The organism is Sphingomonas sp., assembly GCF_035944535.1.
Classification (GTDB): domain Bacteria; phylum Pseudomonadota; class Alphaproteobacteria; order Sphingomonadales; family Sphingomonadaceae; genus Sphingomonas_B.
The window spans coordinates 362,728-382,669 of sequence record NZ_DASZBC010000014.1 but is presented as its reverse complement, the minus strand read 5'-3'; the positions used below and the strand labels follow the sequence as shown (position 1 = coordinate 382,669).

23 protein-coding genes are annotated in these 19,942 nt (G+C 66.3%); 16 read left to right on the top strand and 7 right to left on the bottom strand.

Annotated features, from left to right (window positions below; translation table 11 throughout):
* Positions 1–92 precede the first annotated feature (92 nt).
* The 9 genes from VGT77_RS14990 (at position 93) to VGT77_RS14950 (ending at position 9,682) form a co-directional block, all read left to right on the top strand.
* Positions 93–1,253, top strand: coding sequence for a SufB/SufD family protein (locus tag VGT77_RS14990; RefSeq protein WP_327463886.1), 1,161 nt, complete (start codon positions 93–95; stop codon positions 1,251–1,253).
* Positions 1,253–2,437 (top strand): cysteine desulfurase, encoded by a 1,185-nt coding sequence (locus VGT77_RS14985; RefSeq protein ID WP_327463885.1) that lies wholly within the window; start codon positions 1,253–1,255, stop codon positions 2,435–2,437. Before VGT77_RS14990 ends, VGT77_RS14985 begins: the two co-directional genes overlap by 1 nt.
* A complete protein-coding gene (locus VGT77_RS14980; RefSeq protein ID WP_327463884.1) occupies positions 2,434–2,898 on the top strand; it encodes an SUF system Fe-S cluster assembly protein in 465 nt (154 codons plus the stop codon). Before VGT77_RS14985 ends, VGT77_RS14980 begins: the two co-directional genes overlap by 4 nt.
* Positions 2,899–2,996: 98 nt before the next feature.
* Entirely contained in the window at positions 2,997–3,350 is a 354-nt protein-coding gene (locus VGT77_RS14975; RefSeq protein ID WP_327463883.1) for an iron-sulfur cluster assembly accessory protein, read from the top strand.
* A gap of 148 nt (positions 3,351–3,498) precedes the next feature.
* Positions 3,499–5,721 (top strand): ribonuclease R, encoded by a 2,223-nt coding sequence (gene rnr, locus VGT77_RS14970; protein WP_327463882.1) that lies wholly within the window; start codon positions 3,499–3,501, stop codon positions 5,719–5,721.
* Positions 5,722–5,809: 88 nt separating this feature from the next.
* A complete protein-coding gene (locus VGT77_RS14965; RefSeq protein WP_327463881.1) occupies positions 5,810–6,166 on the top strand; it encodes a tetratricopeptide repeat protein in 357 nt (118 codons plus the stop codon).
* A gap of 185 nt (positions 6,167–6,351) precedes the next feature.
* Entirely contained in the window at positions 6,352–7,272 is a 921-nt protein-coding gene (locus VGT77_RS14960; RefSeq protein ID WP_327463880.1) for an MBL fold metallo-hydrolase, read from the top strand.
* A gap of 67 nt (positions 7,273–7,339) precedes the next feature.
* Positions 7,340–8,764: an aldehyde dehydrogenase family protein gene (locus VGT77_RS14955; protein ID WP_327463879.1), complete on the top strand. Its 1,425-nt coding sequence runs from the start codon at positions 7,340–7,342 to the stop codon at positions 8,762–8,764.
* Positions 8,765–8,842: 78 nt separating this feature from the next.
* Complete coding sequence (locus tag VGT77_RS14950; protein WP_327463878.1) at positions 8,843–9,682, top strand: hypothetical protein; 840 nt, start codon at positions 8,843–8,845, stop codon at positions 9,680–9,682.
* On the opposite strand, the gene VGT77_RS14945 is transcribed toward VGT77_RS14950, so the two are convergent.
* From VGT77_RS14945 to VGT77_RS14935, 3 genes are all read right to left on the bottom strand, one after another.
* Positions 9,651–10,568 carry a TerC family protein gene (locus tag VGT77_RS14945; RefSeq protein WP_327464012.1) on the bottom strand — a complete coding sequence of 306 codons (918 nt, stop codon included), beginning with the start codon at positions 10,566–10,568 and terminating at the stop codon, positions 9,651–9,653. The genes VGT77_RS14950 and VGT77_RS14945 overlap by 32 nt on opposite strands.
* A 104-nt stretch (positions 10,569–10,672) precedes the next feature.
* Positions 10,673–10,849 carry a DUF465 domain-containing protein gene (locus tag VGT77_RS14940; RefSeq protein WP_327463877.1) on the bottom strand — a complete coding sequence of 59 codons (177 nt, stop codon included), beginning with the start codon at positions 10,847–10,849 and terminating at the stop codon, positions 10,673–10,675.
* 183 nt (positions 10,850–11,032) lie between these two features.
* Positions 11,033–11,320, bottom strand: coding sequence for a BolA family protein (locus VGT77_RS14935; protein ID WP_327463876.1), 288 nt, complete (start codon positions 11,318–11,320; stop codon positions 11,033–11,035).
* 32 nt (positions 11,321–11,352) lie between these two features.
* Here VGT77_RS14935 and VGT77_RS14930 point away from each other — a divergent pair, with 32 nt between their 5' ends.
* Entirely contained in the window at positions 11,353–11,949 is a 597-nt protein-coding gene (locus VGT77_RS14930; RefSeq protein ID WP_327463875.1) for a J domain-containing protein, read from the top strand.
* Here the strand turns inward: VGT77_RS14930 and VGT77_RS14925 are convergent.
* Entirely contained in the window at positions 11,946–12,374 is a 429-nt protein-coding gene (locus VGT77_RS14925) for an MAPEG family protein (RefSeq protein ID WP_327463874.1), read from the bottom strand. The genes VGT77_RS14930 and VGT77_RS14925 overlap by 4 nt on opposite strands.
* A 180-nt stretch (positions 12,375–12,554) precedes the next feature.
* Between VGT77_RS14925 and rpmF the strand changes: the two genes are divergently transcribed.
* The 6 genes from rpmF (at position 12,555) to VGT77_RS14895 (ending at position 16,234) form a co-directional block, all read left to right on the top strand.
* Positions 12,555–12,734, top strand: coding sequence for a 50S ribosomal protein L32 (gene rpmF / locus VGT77_RS14920; protein ID WP_327463873.1), 180 nt, complete (start codon positions 12,555–12,557; stop codon positions 12,732–12,734).
* 32 nt (positions 12,735–12,766) lie between these two features.
* Positions 12,767–13,816 carry a phosphate acyltransferase PlsX gene (plsX, locus tag VGT77_RS14915; protein ID WP_327463872.1) on the top strand — a complete coding sequence of 350 codons (1,050 nt, stop codon included), beginning with the start codon at positions 12,767–12,769 and terminating at the stop codon, positions 13,814–13,816.
* Positions 13,813–14,772, top strand: coding sequence for a beta-ketoacyl-ACP synthase III (locus VGT77_RS14910; protein WP_327463871.1), 960 nt, complete (start codon positions 13,813–13,815; stop codon positions 14,770–14,772). Before plsX ends, VGT77_RS14910 begins: the two co-directional genes overlap by 4 nt.
* A gap of 93 nt (positions 14,773–14,865) precedes the next feature.
* Positions 14,866–15,189 (top strand): integration host factor subunit alpha, encoded by a 324-nt coding sequence (locus VGT77_RS14905; RefSeq protein ID WP_327463870.1) that lies wholly within the window; start codon positions 14,866–14,868, stop codon positions 15,187–15,189.
* 1 nt (position 15,190) lies between these two features.
* The gene (locus tag VGT77_RS14900) at positions 15,191–15,538 is read left to right on the top strand and encodes a MerR family transcriptional regulator (RefSeq protein ID WP_327463869.1); all 348 of its coding nucleotides are present in this window, start codon (positions 15,191–15,193) and stop codon (positions 15,536–15,538) included.
* Positions 15,539–15,649: 111 nt separating this feature from the next.
* Entirely contained in the window at positions 15,650–16,234 is a 585-nt protein-coding gene (locus VGT77_RS14895; RefSeq protein WP_327463868.1) for a PEPxxWA-CTERM sorting domain-containing protein, read from the top strand.
* Between the two features lie 17 nt (positions 16,235–16,251).
* On the opposite strand, the gene VGT77_RS14890 is transcribed toward VGT77_RS14895, so the two are convergent.
* Genes VGT77_RS14890 through VGT77_RS14880 form a run of 3 tightly spaced genes read right to left on the bottom strand, consistent with a single transcriptional unit; the run spans position 16,252 to position 19,922 of the window.
* On the bottom strand, positions 16,252–16,788 hold the full coding sequence (locus VGT77_RS14890) for a histidine phosphatase family protein (RefSeq protein ID WP_327463867.1): 537 nt from the start codon (positions 16,786–16,788) through the stop codon (positions 16,252–16,254).
* Entirely contained in the window at positions 16,785–19,523 is a 2,739-nt protein-coding gene (locus VGT77_RS14885) for an ATP-dependent DNA helicase (RefSeq protein WP_327463866.1), read from the bottom strand. Before VGT77_RS14885 ends, VGT77_RS14890 begins: the two co-directional genes overlap by 4 nt.
* Positions 19,524–19,544: 21 nt before the next feature.
* Complete coding sequence (locus VGT77_RS14880) at positions 19,545–19,922, bottom strand: histidine triad nucleotide-binding protein (protein WP_327463865.1); 378 nt, start codon at positions 19,920–19,922, stop codon at positions 19,545–19,547.
* Positions 19,923–19,942: the final 20 nt, after the last annotated feature.

Below are 19,942 nucleotides of genomic sequence, written 5' to 3'. Positions count from 1 at the left end.
ATCCCGAACTTGTTTCGGGATAAGCGTTCCACTGACGGTGCACCGGACGTCTTGTGCCGAGCCAAGTTCGGCATGACGGAGAAGGTGGACGCGTGAGCGCACTCTCCCTTCCTTCCAGCCAGGATGAGGCTTGGCGGTGGGCTGATCTATCGGCTTTGCCGACGCTTGCGGAACAGCCTGCGCGCGGTGCTGCGGGTGAGCCGCCTGCGGCGCTGGGGGACGGGCCGCGGCTGGTGTTTGTGGATGGGCGGCTGGATGCGGATCGGAGCGAGCTTGGGCCGGTGACGGTTGAAGCGCTCGACCTGCGCTCGGGCCATGCGCTTGGAAGGCTGGCGACCGGGTCAGGCTGGACGCTGCGGCTTGATGGGGACTCGGCGGCGGGACTGATCGAGATCGTGCATATTGCGACCGGCGGGGCCAACCATCTGCCCGGCCTGATCGAACTTGACGAAGACGCAACGGCGACGATCGTCGAGACATTCGTCGGCGACGGCTGGGCGAACCGGTTGACGGCGATCCGGCTAGCGCCCTCGGCGCGGCTGATGCGGGCGGTGCGTTTGGCGCAAGGCTCGGGGTTCCAGTCACTCCGCGACGAAGCGGAGATCGCGCGGGGGGCGAGCCTGGTCACCACCGTGCTCGCAGAAGGCGGCGCCGGCAGCCGGATCGACGCGCATTTGCGCCTGACCGGCGAAGCGGCATTTGCAGAGATGGGGGGAACGCTGCTCACCCGGGGCGAGCAAAGGCACGAAGCGGCCGTCGTCGTGCGGCACGAAGCGGAGAACGGCATGTCGCGCCAAACGTGGCGCGCGGTGGCCGACGACACCGCTGTCGCGAGCCTCTCGGCGCGGGTCGAGGTCGCGCGCGGTGCGCAGAAGACCGATGCAGAGCAGTCGCTGCGCGGGCTGCTCTTGAAGCGCGCCGCAACGGTGAATCTGAAGCCCGAACTCGAAATCTTCGCCGATGACGTGAAGTGCGCGCACGGCGCTACTGTCGGCGAGCTGGACCGAAACGCGCTCTTCTACCTCCAGAGCCGGGGCGTGCAGCCGGTTCGAGCGCGGGCGCTGCTGACGCGGGCGTTCGTAGCCGATGCGCTGGAGCGGGTCGGACAGCAGCAGGTACGGGAAGCGTTTGTGGCGGCCGCCGATGCGTGGCTAACCCAAACTCCGTTCGCTTCGAGCGAAGTCGAGAAGCGCGGTTTGGAGCTGGCGGAGGACGGTTTCTCGACTGCGCTCGAAACGAACGGAGAAGGTTGATGGCGACGATACTCGACACCCGCCCCCTCGACCTCGTCTCCGACTTCCCGGCTATTCCCCCGGGCTGGGCCTATCTCGACACCGCCGCGACGGCGCAGAAGCCGAAGCCGGTTATCGACGCCATCGCCCGCGCCTACGACACCACTTACGCCACCGTGCATCGCGGCGTGTATCAGCGTTCCGCCGACATGACGCTCGCCTATGAAGCGGCGAGGCAGCGCGTGGCGCGGTTCATCGGCGCCCAAACGGACGAGATCGTTTTCGTGCGCGGCGCGACCGAGGGGATCAACCTCGTCGCGCACCGTCACCCGGACAGGCGCCGGGTGCTGCTCAGCCAGCTCGAGCATCATTCCAACATCGTGCCCTGGCAGCTTGCCGGCTGGCAGGTGGATGTGTGCCCGCTGACCCACGACGGCCGCATCGACCTGGACGCCGCCGAGGCGATGCTGACACCGGACCATGCGATGGTCGCTTTCGCCCATGTCTCGAATGTGCTTGGCTCTGTGCTCGACGCCCGGCGCGCGGCGGAACTGGCGCACCGCGTCGGCGCCAAGCTCTTGCTCGACGGGTGCCAGGCAGTGCCGCGCCTGCCCGTCGATGTGCAGGCGCTCGACTGCGACTATTATGTCTTCTCCGCCCACAAGCTCTATGGTCCGACCGGTATCGGCGTGCTGTGGGGGCGCGCCGAACTGCTCGACGCGATGCCGCCGTTCATGGGCGGCGGCGCGATGATCGACCGGGTGACGTTCGAGCGCACCACCTACGCCCCGCCGCCGGGCCGCTTCGAGCCGGGCACCCCGCACATCACCGGTGCGCTCGGGCTGCACGCCGCGATCGATTATGTCGATGCGATCGGTCTGGACACAATTCACGCGCATGAGACCGCGCTGGTGAAGCTCACGCGTGAGCGGCTCGGCCAGATCAATTCGGTGCGGCTGTTCGGGCCCGAGGACTCGGCCGGCATCGTCAGCTTCGCAGTCGAGGGGGTGCATCCGCACGATGTCGGCACCATATTGGATGAGGGGCAGGTCGCCATTCGCGCTGGCCACCATTGCGCGCAGCCGCTGATGGACGTGCTGGGCGTGCCCGCCACAGCCCGCGCGAGCTTCGGGGTTTACAACAGCGCGGCCGATGTCGAGGCGCTGGCGCGAGGGGTGGAGCGCGTGACGAGGATTTTCGGATGAACGAGCAGAGCCGGATCAGCGTAGAGGAAGTGGACGGCGTCGTGCCGCCGCCCAAGGCGCGCGTCGAGGATGCGCCACGCGAGAGTTTCGAACGCAAGCGCGACTATCTCGCCGGCTTCCTGGCCGAAAAGCCGGAACAGCTCTCCGGCGAGGAGCCGGGTGGAGCGCTGTACGAGGCCGTGATCGACGCGTTGAAGGAAATCTACGACCCGGAAATCCCGGTCAACATCTACGATCTCGGCCTGATCTACGGCGTCGAGATTAATGGCGGCCATGCGGTGGTGACGATGACGCTGACCACGCCGCACTGCCCCGTGGCCGAGTCGATGCCGGGTGAGGTGGAGCTTCGCGTCGGCGCCGTTTCGGGGATCGGCGATGCCGAGGTGAACCTCGTCTGGGATCCGCCCTGGGATCCGCAGAAGATGTCGGACGAAGCAAAGCTCGAGCTTGGCATGTTGTAAACATGTCCGTTCGTATCAAGCGAAGTCGAGATGCGTGCATCACGTCATGCTCCGCTTCTCGACTGCGCTCGAAGCGAACGGATGAGGGTTAACGCACTATGACAACCACAACCCGCGCCCGCCCCAAGGCGCTGATCCTCACTCCCGCCGCCGAAGCGCGGATTGCTGCGCTGATGTCGCGCGCGCCGGCGGATGCGATCGGGGTCAAGCTCTCTACACCCCGCCGCGGCTGTTCGGGCCTTGCCTATTCGGTCGATTACGTCACCGAGGCCAAGCCGCTGGACGAGCGCATCGACACGCCCGGCGGCACCTTGTTCGTCGATGGCGGCTCTATTCTCTACCTGATCGGCTCCACGATGGACTGGGTGGAGGATGATTTCACCGCCGGCTTCACCTTTCAGAACCCCAACGCCAAGGGCAGCTGCGGCTGCGGCGAGAGCTTCACCGTCTAAGTTCCTGGCGTCGTCATTGCGAGGAGCGCAGCGAGGCGGCAATCCAGCGGCGCGAGGCTGGATTGCTTCGCTCCGCTCGCTAAGACGAGGATAAAGCGACCACCGAAACAAACTGGCGTGCGGCGGGGTTGAGGGCATAGGAGAGCCCATGCCCAAGCCGAAGCGCGTCCAAGGCCTGCCGTCCCGCGAGCAGATCCTCGATTTCATCAACACGTCCGACGAACCCGCCGGCAAGCGGGAGATCGCACGCGCCTTCGGCTTGCACGGCGCCGACAAGATCGCGCTCAAGGCCCTGCTCAAGGACATGGCCGATGAAGGGCTGATCGACAGCGCGCCCGGCCGCGCCTTCCACAAGATGGGCGGCATTCCCAAGGTCACCGTGCTGCGCATCGTCGATGTGGACGAGGATGGGCAGGCCTGGGCGGTGCCAGAACAGTGGCAGGCGGACACGCCCGCGCCCAAGCTCCGCATCCGGGAGCGCAAGAAGCAGTCTGCGCTGGGCGTCGGCGACCGCGTGCTTTCCCGCACCGAAGAGGCGGGCAAGGGCTGGATTGCGCACCCGATGAAGAAGCTCGCGCGCGGCGAGGAACTGATGCTGGGCGTGCTGCATCAGGAAGGCGACCGCTGGTTCCTTCAGGGCGTCGAGAAGCGCGAGCGGCGCGACTTTCCGGTGTCCGACAAGGGCGATGCCGAAGCGGGCGATCTGGTGCTGGCGGAGAAGACCGGCCGCCCGCCGCGGATCACCGCGCGCGTCGTCGAGCGATTGGGCGATCCGTTCGAGCCGCGCAGCTTCTCGCTAATCGCCATCCATCGCCACGGCATCCCGCATATGTTCCGCGAGGAGGTGCTCGAAGAAGCCGAGCGGATGGCGAAGATCGCCCTCGGTGAGCGAGAGGACCTTCGCCAGCTGCCGATCGTAGCGATCGATCCCGTCGATGCGCGGGATCACGACGACGCCGTCTGGGCGGAGGCGACGGAGCAGGGCTGGAATGCCGTCGTCGCAATCGCCGATGTGAGCTTCTACGTACGCCCCGGCTCGCAGCTGGACCGGGAAGCCCGCAAGCGCGGCAACAGCGTCTATTTCCCCGACCGCGTCGTGCCGATGTTGCCGGAGACACTGTCGGCCGATGTCTGCTCACTGAAGGAAGGCGTGGATCGCGCCGCGCTCGTTTGCCACATGACGATCGGCAAGGACGGGCAGCTGAAGGAATGGCGCTTCACCCGCGCCGTTGTGCGGATCGCCAAGAACATCGCCTATGAGGATGCCCAGGCGGCGATCGACGGCTCGGCGGAGGCGGTGGACCCTGATCTGGTCGAGACCGCACTGAAGCCGCTCTGGGCGTGCTGGGAGGCCATGTACAAGGCGCGGGCGAAGCGGGAGCCGCTGGAGCTCGACTTGCCCGAACGCCGCGTGGTGCTGGACGAGAAGGGTCGCATCATGTCGGTCGCCCCGCGCGAGCGGCTCGACGCGCACAAGCTGATCGAGGACTATATGATCGCGGCCAATGTCGCGGCCGCCAAGGCGCTGGAGGCGAAGAAAGCTCCCGTCATGTACCGCGACCATGAACCGCCGAGCCGCGAGAAACTGGTCGCTCTCAAGGATTATCTGAAAACCTTCGATCTCGAGTTCACGCTTGGCCAGGTAATCAAGCCCGGCACCTTTAACCGGATCATCGAACGGGTCGGTGACGCCGAGTTCCGGCCGCAGGTCATGGAGCAGATCCTCCGCACCCAGACTCAGGCCTATTACGGACCGGAGAATGCCGGCCATTTCGGCCTGTCGCTCGGCTCCTATGCGCATTTCACCAGCCCGATCCGGCGCTACGCCGATCTGATCGTGCACCGCTCGCTGATCGGCGCCTACGGCCTTGGTCCCGATGTGAAGCAGACTGCGCTGACGCCGGGCGAAAGCGAGGCGATGGACCTGATCGGCGAAGCGATCAGCCGCCTCGAACGCCGCGCCATGGAAGCCGAGCGCGAGACGGTCGACCGCTATGTCGCTGCCTATTTATCCGAACGCGTCGGCGAGGTGCTGGAAACCCGGATCACCGGCGTCCAGCCCTTCGGCTTTTTCGCGACCGTGGAGGGCCTGGGCGGTGATGGGCTGGTGCCTGTGTCCACGCTCGGCACCGAATATTTCCGCTATGACGAGGCAAGCCAGACCCTTCGCGGCGAGGACAGCGAGACGGTATTCGCGCCAGGCACTCGCCTGAAGCTCCGCCTTGCCGAAGCGAACCCGGTCACAGGCTCACTGCGGTTCGAGCTCCCCGAAGGTGGATCGACTCGCCCGCAACGCACGCGGCAGGATCGCGCCCGCCCTTCGAAGCGCGCCGGGCGGCCGAGCAACATTCGTCATCAATCAAGACGTTAGCGACTGTAACAAAAATCTGCTTTTCAGATTCGTCACATTATTGTCATCTTCCTGCCACCGGGGTGTAACCGGATGAAGGAGAGGTGCCATGCTTACACTGCGCGCGTCCGGGATGGGGTTGGCGTTGGCCTTGGCAGCCACTGCGGCGGGGGCGCAGACACAGGAACAGCGCTACGGCTTCAACGCCATCCAGCGCGACGATCTGGCCGGCGCGGAAGCGCGGCTGATCGCGCAGCGGGCGCAGGAGCCGAACGAGCCGTCGGTGCTGATCAACCTGGCGCATGTCTATGCGAAGACGGGTCGTCTGGAGCAGGCCGAGGCGCTGTACCGGCAGGTCATGGCCACGGACAATGTCATGATGCTGACCGCAAGCCGCCAGCAGGTCTCGTCCCATCAACTCGCTCAGCGCGGACTGGATCGCGCCCGGCAAATGGCGTCTCGCTGACGTCCTGATTCCTTCACCGTCCGGGCTGAGCTTGTCCAAGCCCTGTTCTTTGCTTTGAGCTGAGAACAGGAGCAGGCCTTCGACAAGCTCAGGCCGGACGGAGCTGGTCGCATTTTTCTACGAACCGGCTCGCCTGCTCGATCGGTGACCTCCTCCTTGCCCGCCTGAGCACTTACTCTCCCCGCATGATCACCGCTTCGCTGCTGCTCGCAGCCGCCTGGACGCTGGTCCCCGGCAGCTTCGCTCCCGCCAAAGGGCCGGACGGTAATTCGGTCCTGATCGATGCGCCCGCTGGACTGGTGCTGGTCGACACTGGTCGCCACCCCGCGCATCAGGATAAGCTGATCGCCGCCGCCAGAGCGCGCGGCAAGCCGGTCGCCGCCATCGTTAACACGCACTGGCACCTCGACCACACCGGCGGCAATGCCGAGATGCGCGCTGCCTTCCCGAGCATTCCGATCATCGGCAGCGACGCAGTGGACGGCGCGCTCAAGGGCTTTTTCCCGCGCAGCCGGGCCGCCGCCGAGGCGCATATCGCCTCCGGCAAGGCGCCGCCCGAGCAGGTCGCGGAGATCAGGCGAGACATGGCCGCCATGGATGATCTCGCCAATCTCCGTCCATCGCAGGTTGTCCGGCGAACCGGTGCCATGACCATCGCTGGCCGTCGCTTCGAGGTTCATCTCGAGCGCCATGCCGCAACGGCGGGCGATGTGTGGCTCTATGACCCGAACGAACGGCTGGCGGTCGTCGGCGATCTTGTCGTGGCGATTACGCCCTTCATGGACACGGCCTGTCCGGAAGGCTGGCGCGCCGCACTCGCGAACATAGAAAAGGCACCGTTCCGCACGCTTGTTCCCGGCCACGGCGCGGCGATGGACCGGGCCGCCTTCCGCCGCTGGCGGCTGGCGTTCAACAATCTGCTCGACTGCGCCAAAGGCACCGCCACAAAGGAAGCATGCATCGATGGCTGGTTGCGTGACGCGGCCGAGTTCACCCCAGCCACCGAGCAGACGCGCGTCCGTGGCATGATTGGCTATTATGTCGACTCTCGCCTGCGCGCTGCGCCTCAGGAGAAGGCCCGTTATTGCCCAGACGGTGCTGGGTGACATCCGCGCTTGCCAGTTGCGTTCAGAAACGCAATCTGGCGCAAACCGGAGTCGGGAGAGCGAAGCCATGATGAGCTACCTGAAGCATTATATCGCCGGAGAGTGGGTCGAGAGCGAAGGCGGCCGGCGCCACCAGGTCATCAACCCCGCCAATGAAGAGCCTTGCACCGAGATCACGCTCGGTAGCCAGGCCGATGCCGACAGGGCGGTGGCCGCGGCCCGGAGCGCCTTCGACAGTTTCAGCCAGACCAGCGTCGAAGAGCGCATCGCGCTACTAGAGCGGATTATTGCCGCCTATAAGCCGCGCATCCCCGACCTTGCCCGCGCTATCTCCATCGAAATGGGCGCGCCGATGAGTCTGTCGATGGGCGCCCAGGCGCCGGCGGGTCTCGGCCATTTCATGTTCACGCTGAAGGCCCTTCGCGACTTCAAATTCGAGGAGATGATCGGCGCCACCAAGGTGCTGCACGAGCCGATTGGCGTCGTCGCCATGATCACGCCCTGGAACTGGCCGATCAACCAGATCGCCGCCAAAGTCGCGCCTGCGCTCGCCGCTGGCAACACCATGGTGCTGAAGCCCTCGGAAGAGACGCCGGCGAATGCGGCCATTCTCGCTGAAATCCTCCATGAGGCAGGCGTACCGGCCGGGGTGTTCAACCTGGTGCAGGGCGATGGGCCGACGGTGGGTGCCGCGCTCTCCGCGCATCCCGATGTCGACATGGTCAGCTTCACCGGCTCGACGCGCGCCGGCATCGCTATCGCCGCCGCCGCCGCGCCGACCGTCAAGCGGGTGCATCAGGAGCTGGGCGGCAAGGCGCCGAACCTGGTGCTCGAAGGCGCCGACCTGAACGCGGTGCTGCCGCCGACCGTAATGGGCGTGCTCGCCAACACCGGTCAGAGCTGCATCGCGCCGACCCGCGTGCTCGTCCACCAGAGCCAGGTCGATGAAGCGGTCGGCTTCATCAAGGCGATGATGGAAGCGACGCCCGTCGGCGACCCGCTCGCGGACGGTCAGCATATCGGCCCGGTCGTGAACCGCACGCAATGGGAGAAGATCCAAGGCCTGATCCAGAGTGCGATCGACGAAGGAGCGACGCTCGTCACCGGCGGCACCGGCCTGCCGGAGGGCGTCAACCGCGGCTTCTACATTCGCCCGACGCTGTTCCGTGACGTGACGCCTGACATGCGCATCGCCCAGGAGGAAGTGTTCGGACCCGTCGCCACGGTCATGACCTACAAGGACGAGGAAGACGGCATCCGCATCGCCAACGACACCGCCTATGGTTTGTCCGCAACGATCTCGGGCGATCCCGCCAGGGCGGCCAAGATCGCGCGGCGCCTGCGCGCTGGACTGGTTACCATCAACCAATGGTCCCCCGACCCTGGCGCGCCGTTCGGCGGCTATAAGCAGTCGGGCAATGGCCGCGAGAATGGCAAATACGGCCTGACCGACTTCATGGAGGTGAAGTCGGTCGTCGGCGAGCCGGCTTAATTCGTTCCCCGGCGAAAGCCGGGGTCCATATCGGCGCTCAAGAGATGGGCCCCGGCCTGCGCCGGGGAACGAGAGCTTATGATCATCGACATCCTCACGCCCCCGGACCACAGCCCCTATGCGCTCGAAGCAATCGAGCAGGCCAAGTTCTACGCCGAGGCGTTTGCCGCCGCGGGCCTCGACTTGAGGCCTCACCCCTGGACCGAGGCCGGGGACCGGCCGGCGCTGGCCCTCCTCGTTTGGGGGTATCACCTGGATCTCGATCGCTGGACGGCTTTGCTCGACGCCTGGCCGGCCGAGGTGCCGCTGTTCAACCCCGCTGGGCTGATGCGCTGGAATACGCGCAAGACCTATCTGGCGGAGCTCGAAGCCGCCGGCGTGCCGACGGTGCCCACCTGGTTCGGCGATGCCGAAGCGGGCAGCGTCGCCGCTGCGTTCGAGCGCTTCGGCTGCGATGAGCTGGTGGTCAAGCCCCAGGTCTCCGCCGGCAGCTACCGGACACACCGCCTGACCCGCTCCGATCCAGCACCTGTGCTGCGGGATGCGATGGTCCAGCCCTTCCTCCCCGCCATCGAGAATGAAGGCGAATATTCGCTCTTCTACATCGGCGGCGTGTTCAGCCACGCCATCCGGAAGGTGGCCCAATCCGGCGACTTCCGCATCCAGCCGCAGTTCGGCGGCGTGAACACGCGCTGGCAGCCGGACAGCGAGGCCGAGGCGGTCGCAGCAGCTGCGCTCCGGGCAATGCCCGGCCAAGCACTCTACGTCCGCATCGACCTTCTGCGCCGACTGGACGGCAGGCTGGCGCTGATCGAGCTCGAAGCGATCGAGCCCGATCTCTATATGCACCATGGCGAGCGCGTGGCCGACCGGCTCGCCGTCGCGGTCAGACAGGCACTGGCTGGCCGCGCGTCCTGAACAGCGACCAGCCGACCCCCGCCGCGAGGATCGCGAAGGTCACACCCAGCGACACCGGCGGCGGAATCTTCGCCAGGCCGAGCGCATCGGCGATGAAGACTTTCGAGCCGATGAACACCAGCAGCAGCGCCAGCGCATATTTCAGATAATGGAAACGGTGCGTCATCGCGGCGAGCGCGAAGTAGAGTGCCCGAAGGCCCAGGATCGCGAAGATGTTCGACGTATAGACGATGAAAGGGTCGGTCGTGATGGCGAGGATCGCCGGCACGCTGTCGACCGCGAACACCAAGTCGACAAACTCGACCATGACCAGCGCCAGGAAGAGCGGCGTCAGATACCAGGCACCGTCCTTGCGCACGAAGAAGCGCTCGCCATGCAGTTCCTCGGTCACCCGGAAGCGGCGGCGCACGAAACGGAGCACCGCGCTGTCGCCGATATCGACCGGCTTTTCCGCGGTCAGCCAGATCTTGATGCCGGTGACGATCAGGAAGGCGGCGAAGACGTAGAGCACCCAGCCGAATTGCTGGACCATCGCGGCGCCGAGACCGATCATCACTGCACGCAGCACGATCACGCCCAAAATGCCCCAGAACAGCACCCGGTGTTGATATCGCCGGGGCACGGCCAATGTCGTGAAGATCATCGCGATAACGAAGACATTGTCCATCGCGAGGCTCTTTTCGATGACGAAGCCGGTGACATAGGCAAGTCCAGCCGCCTCGCCGAGCGACCACCAGACCCAGCCGCCGAAGGCGAGGCCGAGCGCGATATAGACGCCGGACATCACCATGCTTTCGGCGACACCAATCTCGCGCTGCTTGCGATGGAGCACGCCCAGGTCCAGTGCCAGCAACGCCATCACGATGCCTATGAAGACAAGCCACATCCAGGCCGGCTTACCCAGCCAGTCCTGACCCACAATCTCGAACACTGTTTCCCCCTATTTGCACGGAAGGAAGGGGCCGGACGGGTGCCCGGCCCCTTGGCGCGTCAGGCGCTGACCGGTCCACGCGCCGCCCGTGCGAGCCGATCGCGCACGGCCAGCCGGAACTTCTTCAGCCGCGCGAGCCGCGCCTGGTCGGGGAAACGCCGACGCGCCTCATCATCGGCGGCGCGATCGAGGCGCCGGTGCAGCAGCGCGAGAGTATAGGCTTTGAAAGGTGACATAGAGCTCCTCCAGTTCAGTGACTGCGAGGGCGCTCGGTTCATCGATGGAGGAGCGTTGCTCCGCCGGACCCAATGCATCGAGCGCACTCGATGCGGTCCGACATCACGATCGTGCGATCGTCAGAGGGGCCCGGCCCGCACGCGAGTTCGTTACGGCAGCGATGCTGAAGGACAGATGAACGGCTAGATTTCGCCGGGCGCCTTGGTGACCATGGCGAGCGCATGGACACGCTCCCTCAGCAGATCGGCCAGTGCCGCATTGACCAAGCGCTGGCGGGCGACTCGGTTCTTGCCCGCGAACGCCTCGCTCACCACCAGTACGGAAAAGTGGCTTTCGCCGCGCGGATCATGGCCCGCATGTCCGCGATGTTTTTCGCTGTCATCGATCACTTCCAGCCGCACCGGCTGGAGCGCGTCCATCAATCTTTTCTCGATCTCGGCCGCAACCGGCCCCTTCGTCTTTGCGTCCATGCCCCCATATAACCGCTTTTGCCCGAGCGAGAATGCGCGCGCCCAAGGATCGTCCCAACACCCGTTTTCACGGACGCGTCGAGAACGCGGCCGTCACCTGCGCGCATCCCGGCTGCCGGGAGCCCGGCGAGTTTCGCGCACCGGCCTCGGTGGAGGGCCGCTCCGGCGACCGGCCGCCGCAATGGCGCTGGCTGTGCCTCGACCATGTCCGCGAGTTCAACGCCGGCTATAACTTCTTCTCCGGCATGAGCACGGAGGAGATCGAGGCCGCCCAGCGCCCCTTTGCCGGCTGGGAGAGGGAGACTCGCGCCTTCGCGCACACGGGTGCAGACAGGCCGCCGCGCTGGGGCGACTTTGCCGACCCGCTCGACGCTATCGGCGCACGCTTTCGCCAGGCCGCCCCCAAGCAGCGCGACGACGGCAAGCCGCTCTCGGGCGAGAATCGTCGCGACCTCGCCACTTTGGGGCTGGAGCCGAATGCCGATCGCCGGGCGCTCCGCCAACGCTACACCGAACTCGTCCGCCGCTACCACCCCGACCATAATGGCGGCGACCGCACGCACGAGACGAAGCTGCAGAGCGTCATCGGCGCCTATCAGCGGCTGAAGGGCGCCCCCGCTTTCGCCTAGACGGTGGCGGTGGGCACTTCGCGTTCCCGGGCGTGGAGCTGCGGCAACGCGATCGCGTAAAGGCCGAGCCCCACCAGCACGAGCATGGTGACGCCGATCCCGACGCCGCGCAGCGGACTACGCGCGGGCGGCTGCACGTCCATGCCGAATGCATGGGCGATTCGCGCGAGCAGGTAGATGGCTCCCACCGCCCAGAGCCACAGGCTGGTGCCGTCGGCAAGTTCGATCAGCCCGATCAGGATCAGCACGAACGGCGTATATTCGACGAAGTTGGCTTGCGCGCGCATACGGGCGATCAGCGCGGCATTGCCGCCGTCACCGATCGATACTTTTTCGGAGATTCGCTTCTGCCCGACGCGCCAGCCCAGCCACAGGCTGAGCAGGGCGGCGGCGCCCGCCATGGTGAGCGTAATCGGCAAGATCATGTTCGGCCCCTTCCCCGTTGCAGGCCCACGCTGCCACGGGGCTGGAGTGCTTGCAACGGCGGCGGAAATCGATATATGCGCCGCCTTCGCTCGCGATCAGTCCGTGGTCCGCGGCTCCATGCCGCAATGGTGGACGGCCCGCCGCGTTTGTCAGACTAGAAGATTGGAACAGGTGCCGTCATGGCAGTGCCGAAGAGAAAGACCTCGCCCTCGAAGCGCAACATGCGCCGCAGCCACGACGCGCTGAAGGTCACGGGCTATCAGGAATGCTCCAACTGCGGCGAGCTGAAGCTGCCGCACAATCTGTGCAATGCCTGCGGCCATTATAACGGCCGCGAGATCGTCTCGGTCGACGCCTGACCGCGCGGGCGAAGCGCGGAGGACCAGCCCCGATGAGCTCGACGCCGCGGATCGCCATCGATGCGATGGGCGGTGACGAAGGCGTGCCTGTCATGGCGGCGGGCGCGTCTCGCGCCTTGTCGGCCGACCCCGCGCTGATGTTCCTGCTCGTCGGCGACGAAGCGGCGATCGCGCCCGTGCTAGCAGCTGATGCGAAGCTGCGTGCGGCGTCGGAAATCCTGCACGCCCCGGAAACGATCGCCGGCACCGACAAGCCGACTCAGGCGATCCGCCGCGCCAAGACCACATCGATGGGCCTGGCGATCGACGCGGTGAAGAAGGGCAAGGCCGATGCGGCCCTGTCCGCAGGCAATACCGGCGCGCTGATGGCGATGGCCAAGCTGGCGCTGCGCACGCTTCCCGGCATTGACCGGCCTGCGCTGGCCGCGCTGCTGCCGACGCTCGGCGATAACGATCTCGTGATGCTCGATCTTGGCGCGAACACCGAGTGCGACGCCAACAACCTGGTCGAATTCGCGGTGATGGGCGCCGCCTATGCCCGTATTGTCATGGGGCTGGAGCGGCCGCGCGTCCGCCTGCTCAACATCGGCGAGGAAGAGCTGAAGGGCACCGACGAGGTCAAGGAGGCCGCGGCCCTGCTGCGCGAGGCTGATTATCTGCCTCTCTCCTTCGACGGCAATATCGAGGCGGACCGCATCGGACGCGGCGAGGCCGATGTGATCGTATCCGACGGCTTCACCGGCAATATCGCGCTCAAGTCCGTCGAAGGCACCGCGCGCTTCATCACCGACCTGCTCCGCCGCGCCTTCACCAGCTCGCTGCGGTCCAAGGCAGGCTTCCTGCTCTCGCGTCCTGCCTTCCACATGCTGAAGACGCACCTCGACCCGAACAATCACAATGGCGCGGTCTTCCTTGGCCTGAACGGCGTTGTCGTGAAAAGCCATGGCAGCGCCGATGCGGGCGGCGTTGCCAATGCGATCGGAGTGGCGGCTAAGCTCGCCCGCGCCTCGATCACCCGGCGGATCGGTGAGGATCTCGAACGGTTCCACGCTCACCACCCGGCACAGGTCGCCGCCAAGTGACGCGGCGTGCAGCCATTCTCGGCACCGGCTCGGCGCTTCCGAAACGGCGCGTGCCCAACGCCGAACTGGCAGCGCAAGTCGACACGTCTGACGAATGGATCGTCGAGCGCACCGGCATCCGCTTCCGCTACATCGCCGGAGAAGGCGAAACGACCGCGACCCTGGCCACCGACGCTGCCCGGGCGGCACTCGCCTCGGCAGGGCTGGAGCCACGCGACATCGACCTGATCGTGCTGGCGACCGCGACGCCCGACCAGACCTTTCCGTCCAGCGCCACCAAGGTCCAGGCCGCGCTCGGCATTCCCGACTGCGTGGCCTTCGACGTCGCCGCTGTCTGCTCGGGCTTTCTCTACGCTGTCTCGGTGGCCGAAAGCATGATCCGCGCGCGTTCGGCGGAGACCGCGCTCGTGATCGGGTCGGAGACGTTCAGCCGCATTCTCGATTGGGAAGATCGCGCGACCTGCGTTCTGTTCGGCGACGGGGCCGGCGCAATCGTGCTGGGTGCGGAGGAAAGCGATCGCGGCGTGCTCGCGACTCGGTTGCACGCGGACGGCAGTCACAATGAACTGCTTTATGTCGATGGCGGCCCGTCCACCACCGGCACGGTCGGCAAGCTGCGGATGAAGGGGCGTGAGGTGTTTCGGCACGCGGTTGTGAACCTCGCCGCCGTGATGAACGAAGCCCTCGATGCCGCAGGCCTGACTCCTGAGGATGTGGACTGGGTCGTGCCCCACCAGGCCAATGCCCGCATCCTTGACGCCACCGCCCGCAAGCTGGGCCTGCCGCCGGAAAAGGTGGTCGTGACCGTCGACCAGCATGCCAATACGTCGGCCGCCTCGGTACCGCTGGCTCTCGACACCGCTGTCAGAGACGGGCGAATTAAGGCCGGCGATGTAGTGGTTCTGGAAGCGATGGGCGGCGGCTTCACCTGGGGTGCATCGGTGCTTCGCTTCTGATCGTTAAGACGGATCAGTCCGTTCGCCGCATCGTCATTGATTTCCGGCGCGAATTAAGGTTCGTTGTGGATAAAGCTGGAGTGGGGGACTCGCATGGCTGACGCCGATCCGAATATCCGCATGGACGCGGGCACGCTGACCAGGGCGGACCTGGCCGAATCGCTGCATCGGCAGGTGGGGCTTTCGCGTGCCGAGTCGGCAAGCATCGTCGAGCGCATTCTCGCCCATATGTGCGAGTCGCTGGCCAAGGGCGAGAACGTCAAGATTTCCGGCTTCGGCAGCTTCGTGCTGCGCGACAAGGGCGAACGCATCGGCCGCAATCCGAAGACGGGCGTCGAAGTACCGATCGCGCCGCGCCGTGTGCTGACCTTCCGCGCCAGCCAAATGCTTCGCGACCGGATCGTCAGCGCGGGCTGATTTGGCGAGCAAGTCCGACACCGCGTTCCGCACCATCGGCGAACTGGCCGAGGAACTCGGCCTGCCGCAGCATATCCTGCGCTACTGGGAAACGCGATTCCCACAACTCCGCCCGCTGCAGCGCGCCGGCAATCGCCGCTATTACCGGCCCGACGATGTGGCGCTGGTGAAGCGCATCGACCGGCTGCTTAACCGCGAAGGCTATACGATCAAGGGCGTACAGAAGCTGCTCGCCGAGAAGGTCGCTCCGGAGCCGGAGCCGCAGCCGAGTCCGGTTGCGCTTCCCCTTGCCGAGCTGAAGCGCATCCGCGCGCTATTGGCCGACGCGCTGGAACAGGACGCGGCTTAGTCGCGCGGCCATCCGGAACCAGAACGCCTTCTAAAGGTTAATGGCTGCGGGAAGGCCGGCAAACGGCCTCCCACTGGGTCGCGCCCGGAACTCAAAACAAGGGGTGTATTCATGCGCGCGTCTTACCTGCTCGCCGGCCTGGCGAGTGCAGCCTTGGCCTCGAGTGTCGCCTCGGCCGCCACCATCAATCTTGACACCAGCTTCAACGCGGCCGCCGGGTCGTCAGCCTTCTACATCGTCAACAACGATTTCACTTTGCCGACTGGCTTCTCGAACGCGGTGCTCACCATTACGGGCTTGAGCATTGACGATCGCGGCGTGGTGCTGCTCAACGATGTCATTGTCGACAATGGCGGCATCTTCGGACCGGGTAACGGCAATCTCGTCCTGACCCTTGGCGGTCCGAACAATCCATTCACCTACACACGCGGTAATGGCGCGCGCAATGTCGTGGTCACTTCCGGATTCCAGGCCGGTCTCAACAGCTTCCGCATCGTCGTCAACGATACCAACAATGGCATCTTCGGAGACGTGCTGCCGGGTGGAGTGAACATTTCTGCCGGATCGCTGACTGCCAGCATCACCTTCAACGTCGGCAATGCAGTTCCGGAGCCCGCCTCCTGGGCGATGATGCTCGCAGGCTTCGCGCTTGCCGGTGCGGCAGCGCGGCGACGGGTCACCGTCCGTCACGCCTGACCCGATCTAGGCCCCGGTCAGATCTGATCGGGGCCTAAAGCCGGGTCCAGATCTCTGGGGCGCACGAAGCGGGTGAGCTTGGCCTTGCGTGCCGCAAGGTCGCCCCATTCGCCGTCGAAGCTCATCAGGGCCACGCTCGCAGTCGGGAATTTGTCTTCCAGCGAGTCGCGCAACGCCTCGCCGTCGTCCGGGACCAGCATCAGCACCAGGTCTTCCAGCCCCGGATTGTGGCCGACGAGCAGGACATGCTCAGCCCCGGCGGGCGCTTCGTTGATCAGGTCGAGCAGGGTGACGCAGGAGGCGAGATAAACGCGACGGTCCCAGACCGGCTTCAGCGTCTTGCCATAGCCGTCCCAGAAGCCGTCGAGCGTCTCAATGCAGCGGACCGCAGGTGAGGAGATGACATGATCCCAGGCGAGTCCCTCACGCCGGCAATATTCGCCCATGGTGCGGGCCGCACGCAGGCCCTTCTGATTGACCGGCCGGTCGAAGTCGCGCTGGACCGGATCGTCCCAGCTCGATTTCGCATGGCGCAGCAGCGTGAGTGTTCTCATGTCCGCCCCGTCAGCTCATCCTCAGCGGCGGCATGCCGCGTTTCCGTGGCAGATGAAAGACGGGATCGTATCCGCTCGGCAGCCACGGCCAGCGTCACGCGACGCACCGGGGTGCCGGGCGGAAAGGCGGTGAGCAATCGGCTCGGGCATGCGCTCGACAGCAGCACGAACGTTCCCTGGTCCTCAGCCCGCCGGATCAGCCGGCCGAACGCCTGCGCCAGCCGCGCGCGAACCTGCCGGTCCTCATAGGCCGAGCCGCCGCCGGCCAGCTTCCGTGCGGCATGGAGCACGGTCGGCTTGGACCAGGGCACGCCTTCCATCACCACCAGCCGCAAGGAATGGCCGGGCACGTCGACGCCATCCCGCAGTGCATCCGTGCCCAGCAAGCTGGCGTGACTATCATCGCGGAAAATGTCGACCAGCGTGCCGCTGTCGATTGGGTCGACATGCTGCGCATAGAGCGGCAAGCCATCGCGCGCGAGCCGGTCGGCGATGCGGGCGTGGACGGCGCGGAGGCGGCGAATGGCGGTGAACAGGCCGAGCGCACCGCCTCCCGACGCGGCGATCAGACTGGCATAGGCGCCCGCGAGCGCCGGCACATCGCCCTTCTTCACGTCCGTGACGATCAGCACTTCCGCTTGCGAAGGATAATCGAACGGGCTCGGCGCCTCAAATCGGAGGGGCGCACGCGGCAGGTGATGCGCCCCCGCGCGCGCTTCGGCCGAAGCCCAGTCCCCATTGGTGAGCGTCGCCGAGGTGACGATCACGCCATGCGCCGGCTTCAGCACCAGTTCGGCAAGCGGGCGGGTGGGATCGAGCCAGTGGCGATGCAGGCCGACATCATATTCGCGGCCTTCGGAGCGTGCTACTGCCAGCCAGTCGACGAAATCCGGGTCCGCCGGACCGCCGATGCGCCCGAGCAGCGAGATCCAGGCGGCGAGCGTCTCCAGCCGCCAACCAAGGCTCATCACCGCGCCTTCGATCCGCGCACGGGCTTGGGTGTCGAGCCAGTCCGGCGCGTCGGTCAGCACCGCCTCGAGCCGACGTCCGAGGTGGATCAGCGGCCGGTGCAGCGCTTCCAGTGCAGCGGCTGCGTTGCCAGCGGCTTCAACCAGCGGACCGTCGGGATCGACAAGCTCGGTCTCAAGCCCGTAGCCCGCGTCCTCCCCTTGTCCCCTTGCGTAGACCCTGCCGCGCACGGCTGCGAGCAGCGCCTCCACCGGACCGAATGGCTGTCCGTCGCCTAGACGCTGCAGCCAGCCGTCCGATGGCAGCGCCTGTGCAGCGGCCGCCGCTGCGGCAATTGCCTGCGCTCCCTCCTCGTCATAACCGGCAACATCGGACAGGCGAGCCGCCAGTCCACGCCTCCGCCCGCGCGCGCTTCCTTCTGGCCCCGTGATCCAGCGGCGGAGCTCGATCGCCTCCTGCCCGGTCAGCGCGGTCGAGAACATCGAATCCGCCGCTTCGAACAGGTGATGACCTTCGTCGAACACGATACGGGTGGGACGATTGGCTGCTTCCCGCCCCCGCGCTGCGTTGACCATGACCAGCGCGTGATTGGCGACGACCAGCTCTGCATCGGCACTGGCGCGGCTCGCCCGCTCGATGAAGCATTTGCGGTAGTGCGGGCAGCCCGCGAACACGCACTCGCCGCGCCGGTCGGTCAGGGCAGTCGAGCCATTGCGGCGGAACAAAGTCGGCAGCCAGCCGGGCAAGTCGCCGCCGATCATGTCGCCGTCTTTGCTATAGGCGGCCCAGCGCGCCACGAGCTGCGCGAGGATGGCGGCGCGGCCCTGAAAGCCTCCCTGCAGCGCATCCTCGAGGTTCAGCAGGCAGAGGTAATTTTCCCGCCCCTTGCGAACGACCATCTTTTCGCGGCGAGTCCGGGGGTCGGGGAAGAGCTTCTCGCCTTCGCGATCGAGCTGCCGCTGCAGCGCCTTGGTATAAGTCGAGACCCAGACCGCGCCGTCCGCCTCCCGCGCCCAGAGCGAGGCCGGCGCGAGATAGCCCAGCGTCTTACCGATGCCGGTTCCCGCCTCGGCCAACAACATGGCCGGGCTGTCCTTGAATGGGCGCGGGCCGAAGGCGGCGGCGGCCGCTTCGGCATAAGCGCGCTGGCCGGGCCGCTCCTCGGCGCCATGGCCGGTCAATTCGTTCAGCCGATCGACAGCGGCGCCGGGCGGCACATGGATGGTGCGTGGGGCAGAACGCGGCGGCTTCTCCTCCCATTCGGGCAGGCGGGTGAAGAGCCAGCGTTCCTGGCGTTCGGGCCGGGCGATCCGCTGGTTGAGCGCCGCCGACCAGGGCCAGCGCAGCCGTCCGAGCGCCTGCGCCGAGGTCCAGGCGCCTTCCCGCTCGTGCCAGTCCGGCGCTTCCATCCGCGCCAGCAACGCCGCCGCCGCCTTCAGCAGGAAGGGCGCCGCCTGTGCGTCGTCCTGCGGAGGCGCCAGTCCAAGCGCGCGCGCCAAACCCTTGGGCGTCGGCACGGCAAATCGGGCCGGATGCACGAACGCGAACAGCTCCAGCAGGTCGAGGCCGGACAGCTCCGGATAGCCGAGCCGCGCCGCCACCAAAGGCGCGTTTAGAAGGATCATCGGCGTTTCGGACGCGAGTGCGATGGCCTCTCCACGCCCGGCTGCCCGCGCCTCGCCATCGGGCGTGGCGATCCAGATGCCGGCATGGCTGGCGTGGAGCGCAGGATAGGGCAGCGGCGTCACATGCCCGATCTGGGGCATGCAGAACAGATTGGCAACGACTTAGCGGGCCAGCATCGGCCCGAGTGGGCGTCCTCCGAAAATATGGACGTGCAGGTGCGGCACTTCCTGGTGCCCGTTCACGCCGATATTGGCGAGCAGCCGATAGCCGGCATCGACCAGCCCTGCCTCCCGCGCGACCTGGCCGACCGCACGCACGAACCCTGCAATCTCTCCCTCGCTGGCTCGAGAGGAGAAATCGTCCCAGGACACATAGGCGCCCTTCGGGATCACCAATATGTGCTGCGGCGCTTGCGGGTTAATGTCGTGAAAGGCGAGCGCATGCTCGTCCTCATGCACCTTCCGGCATGGTATCTCGCCACGCAAGATGCGGGCGAAGATGTTGCTCTCGTCATAAGGCGCACGCGCGTCGATCGGCATATCGGCTCCAGGCTGGTTCG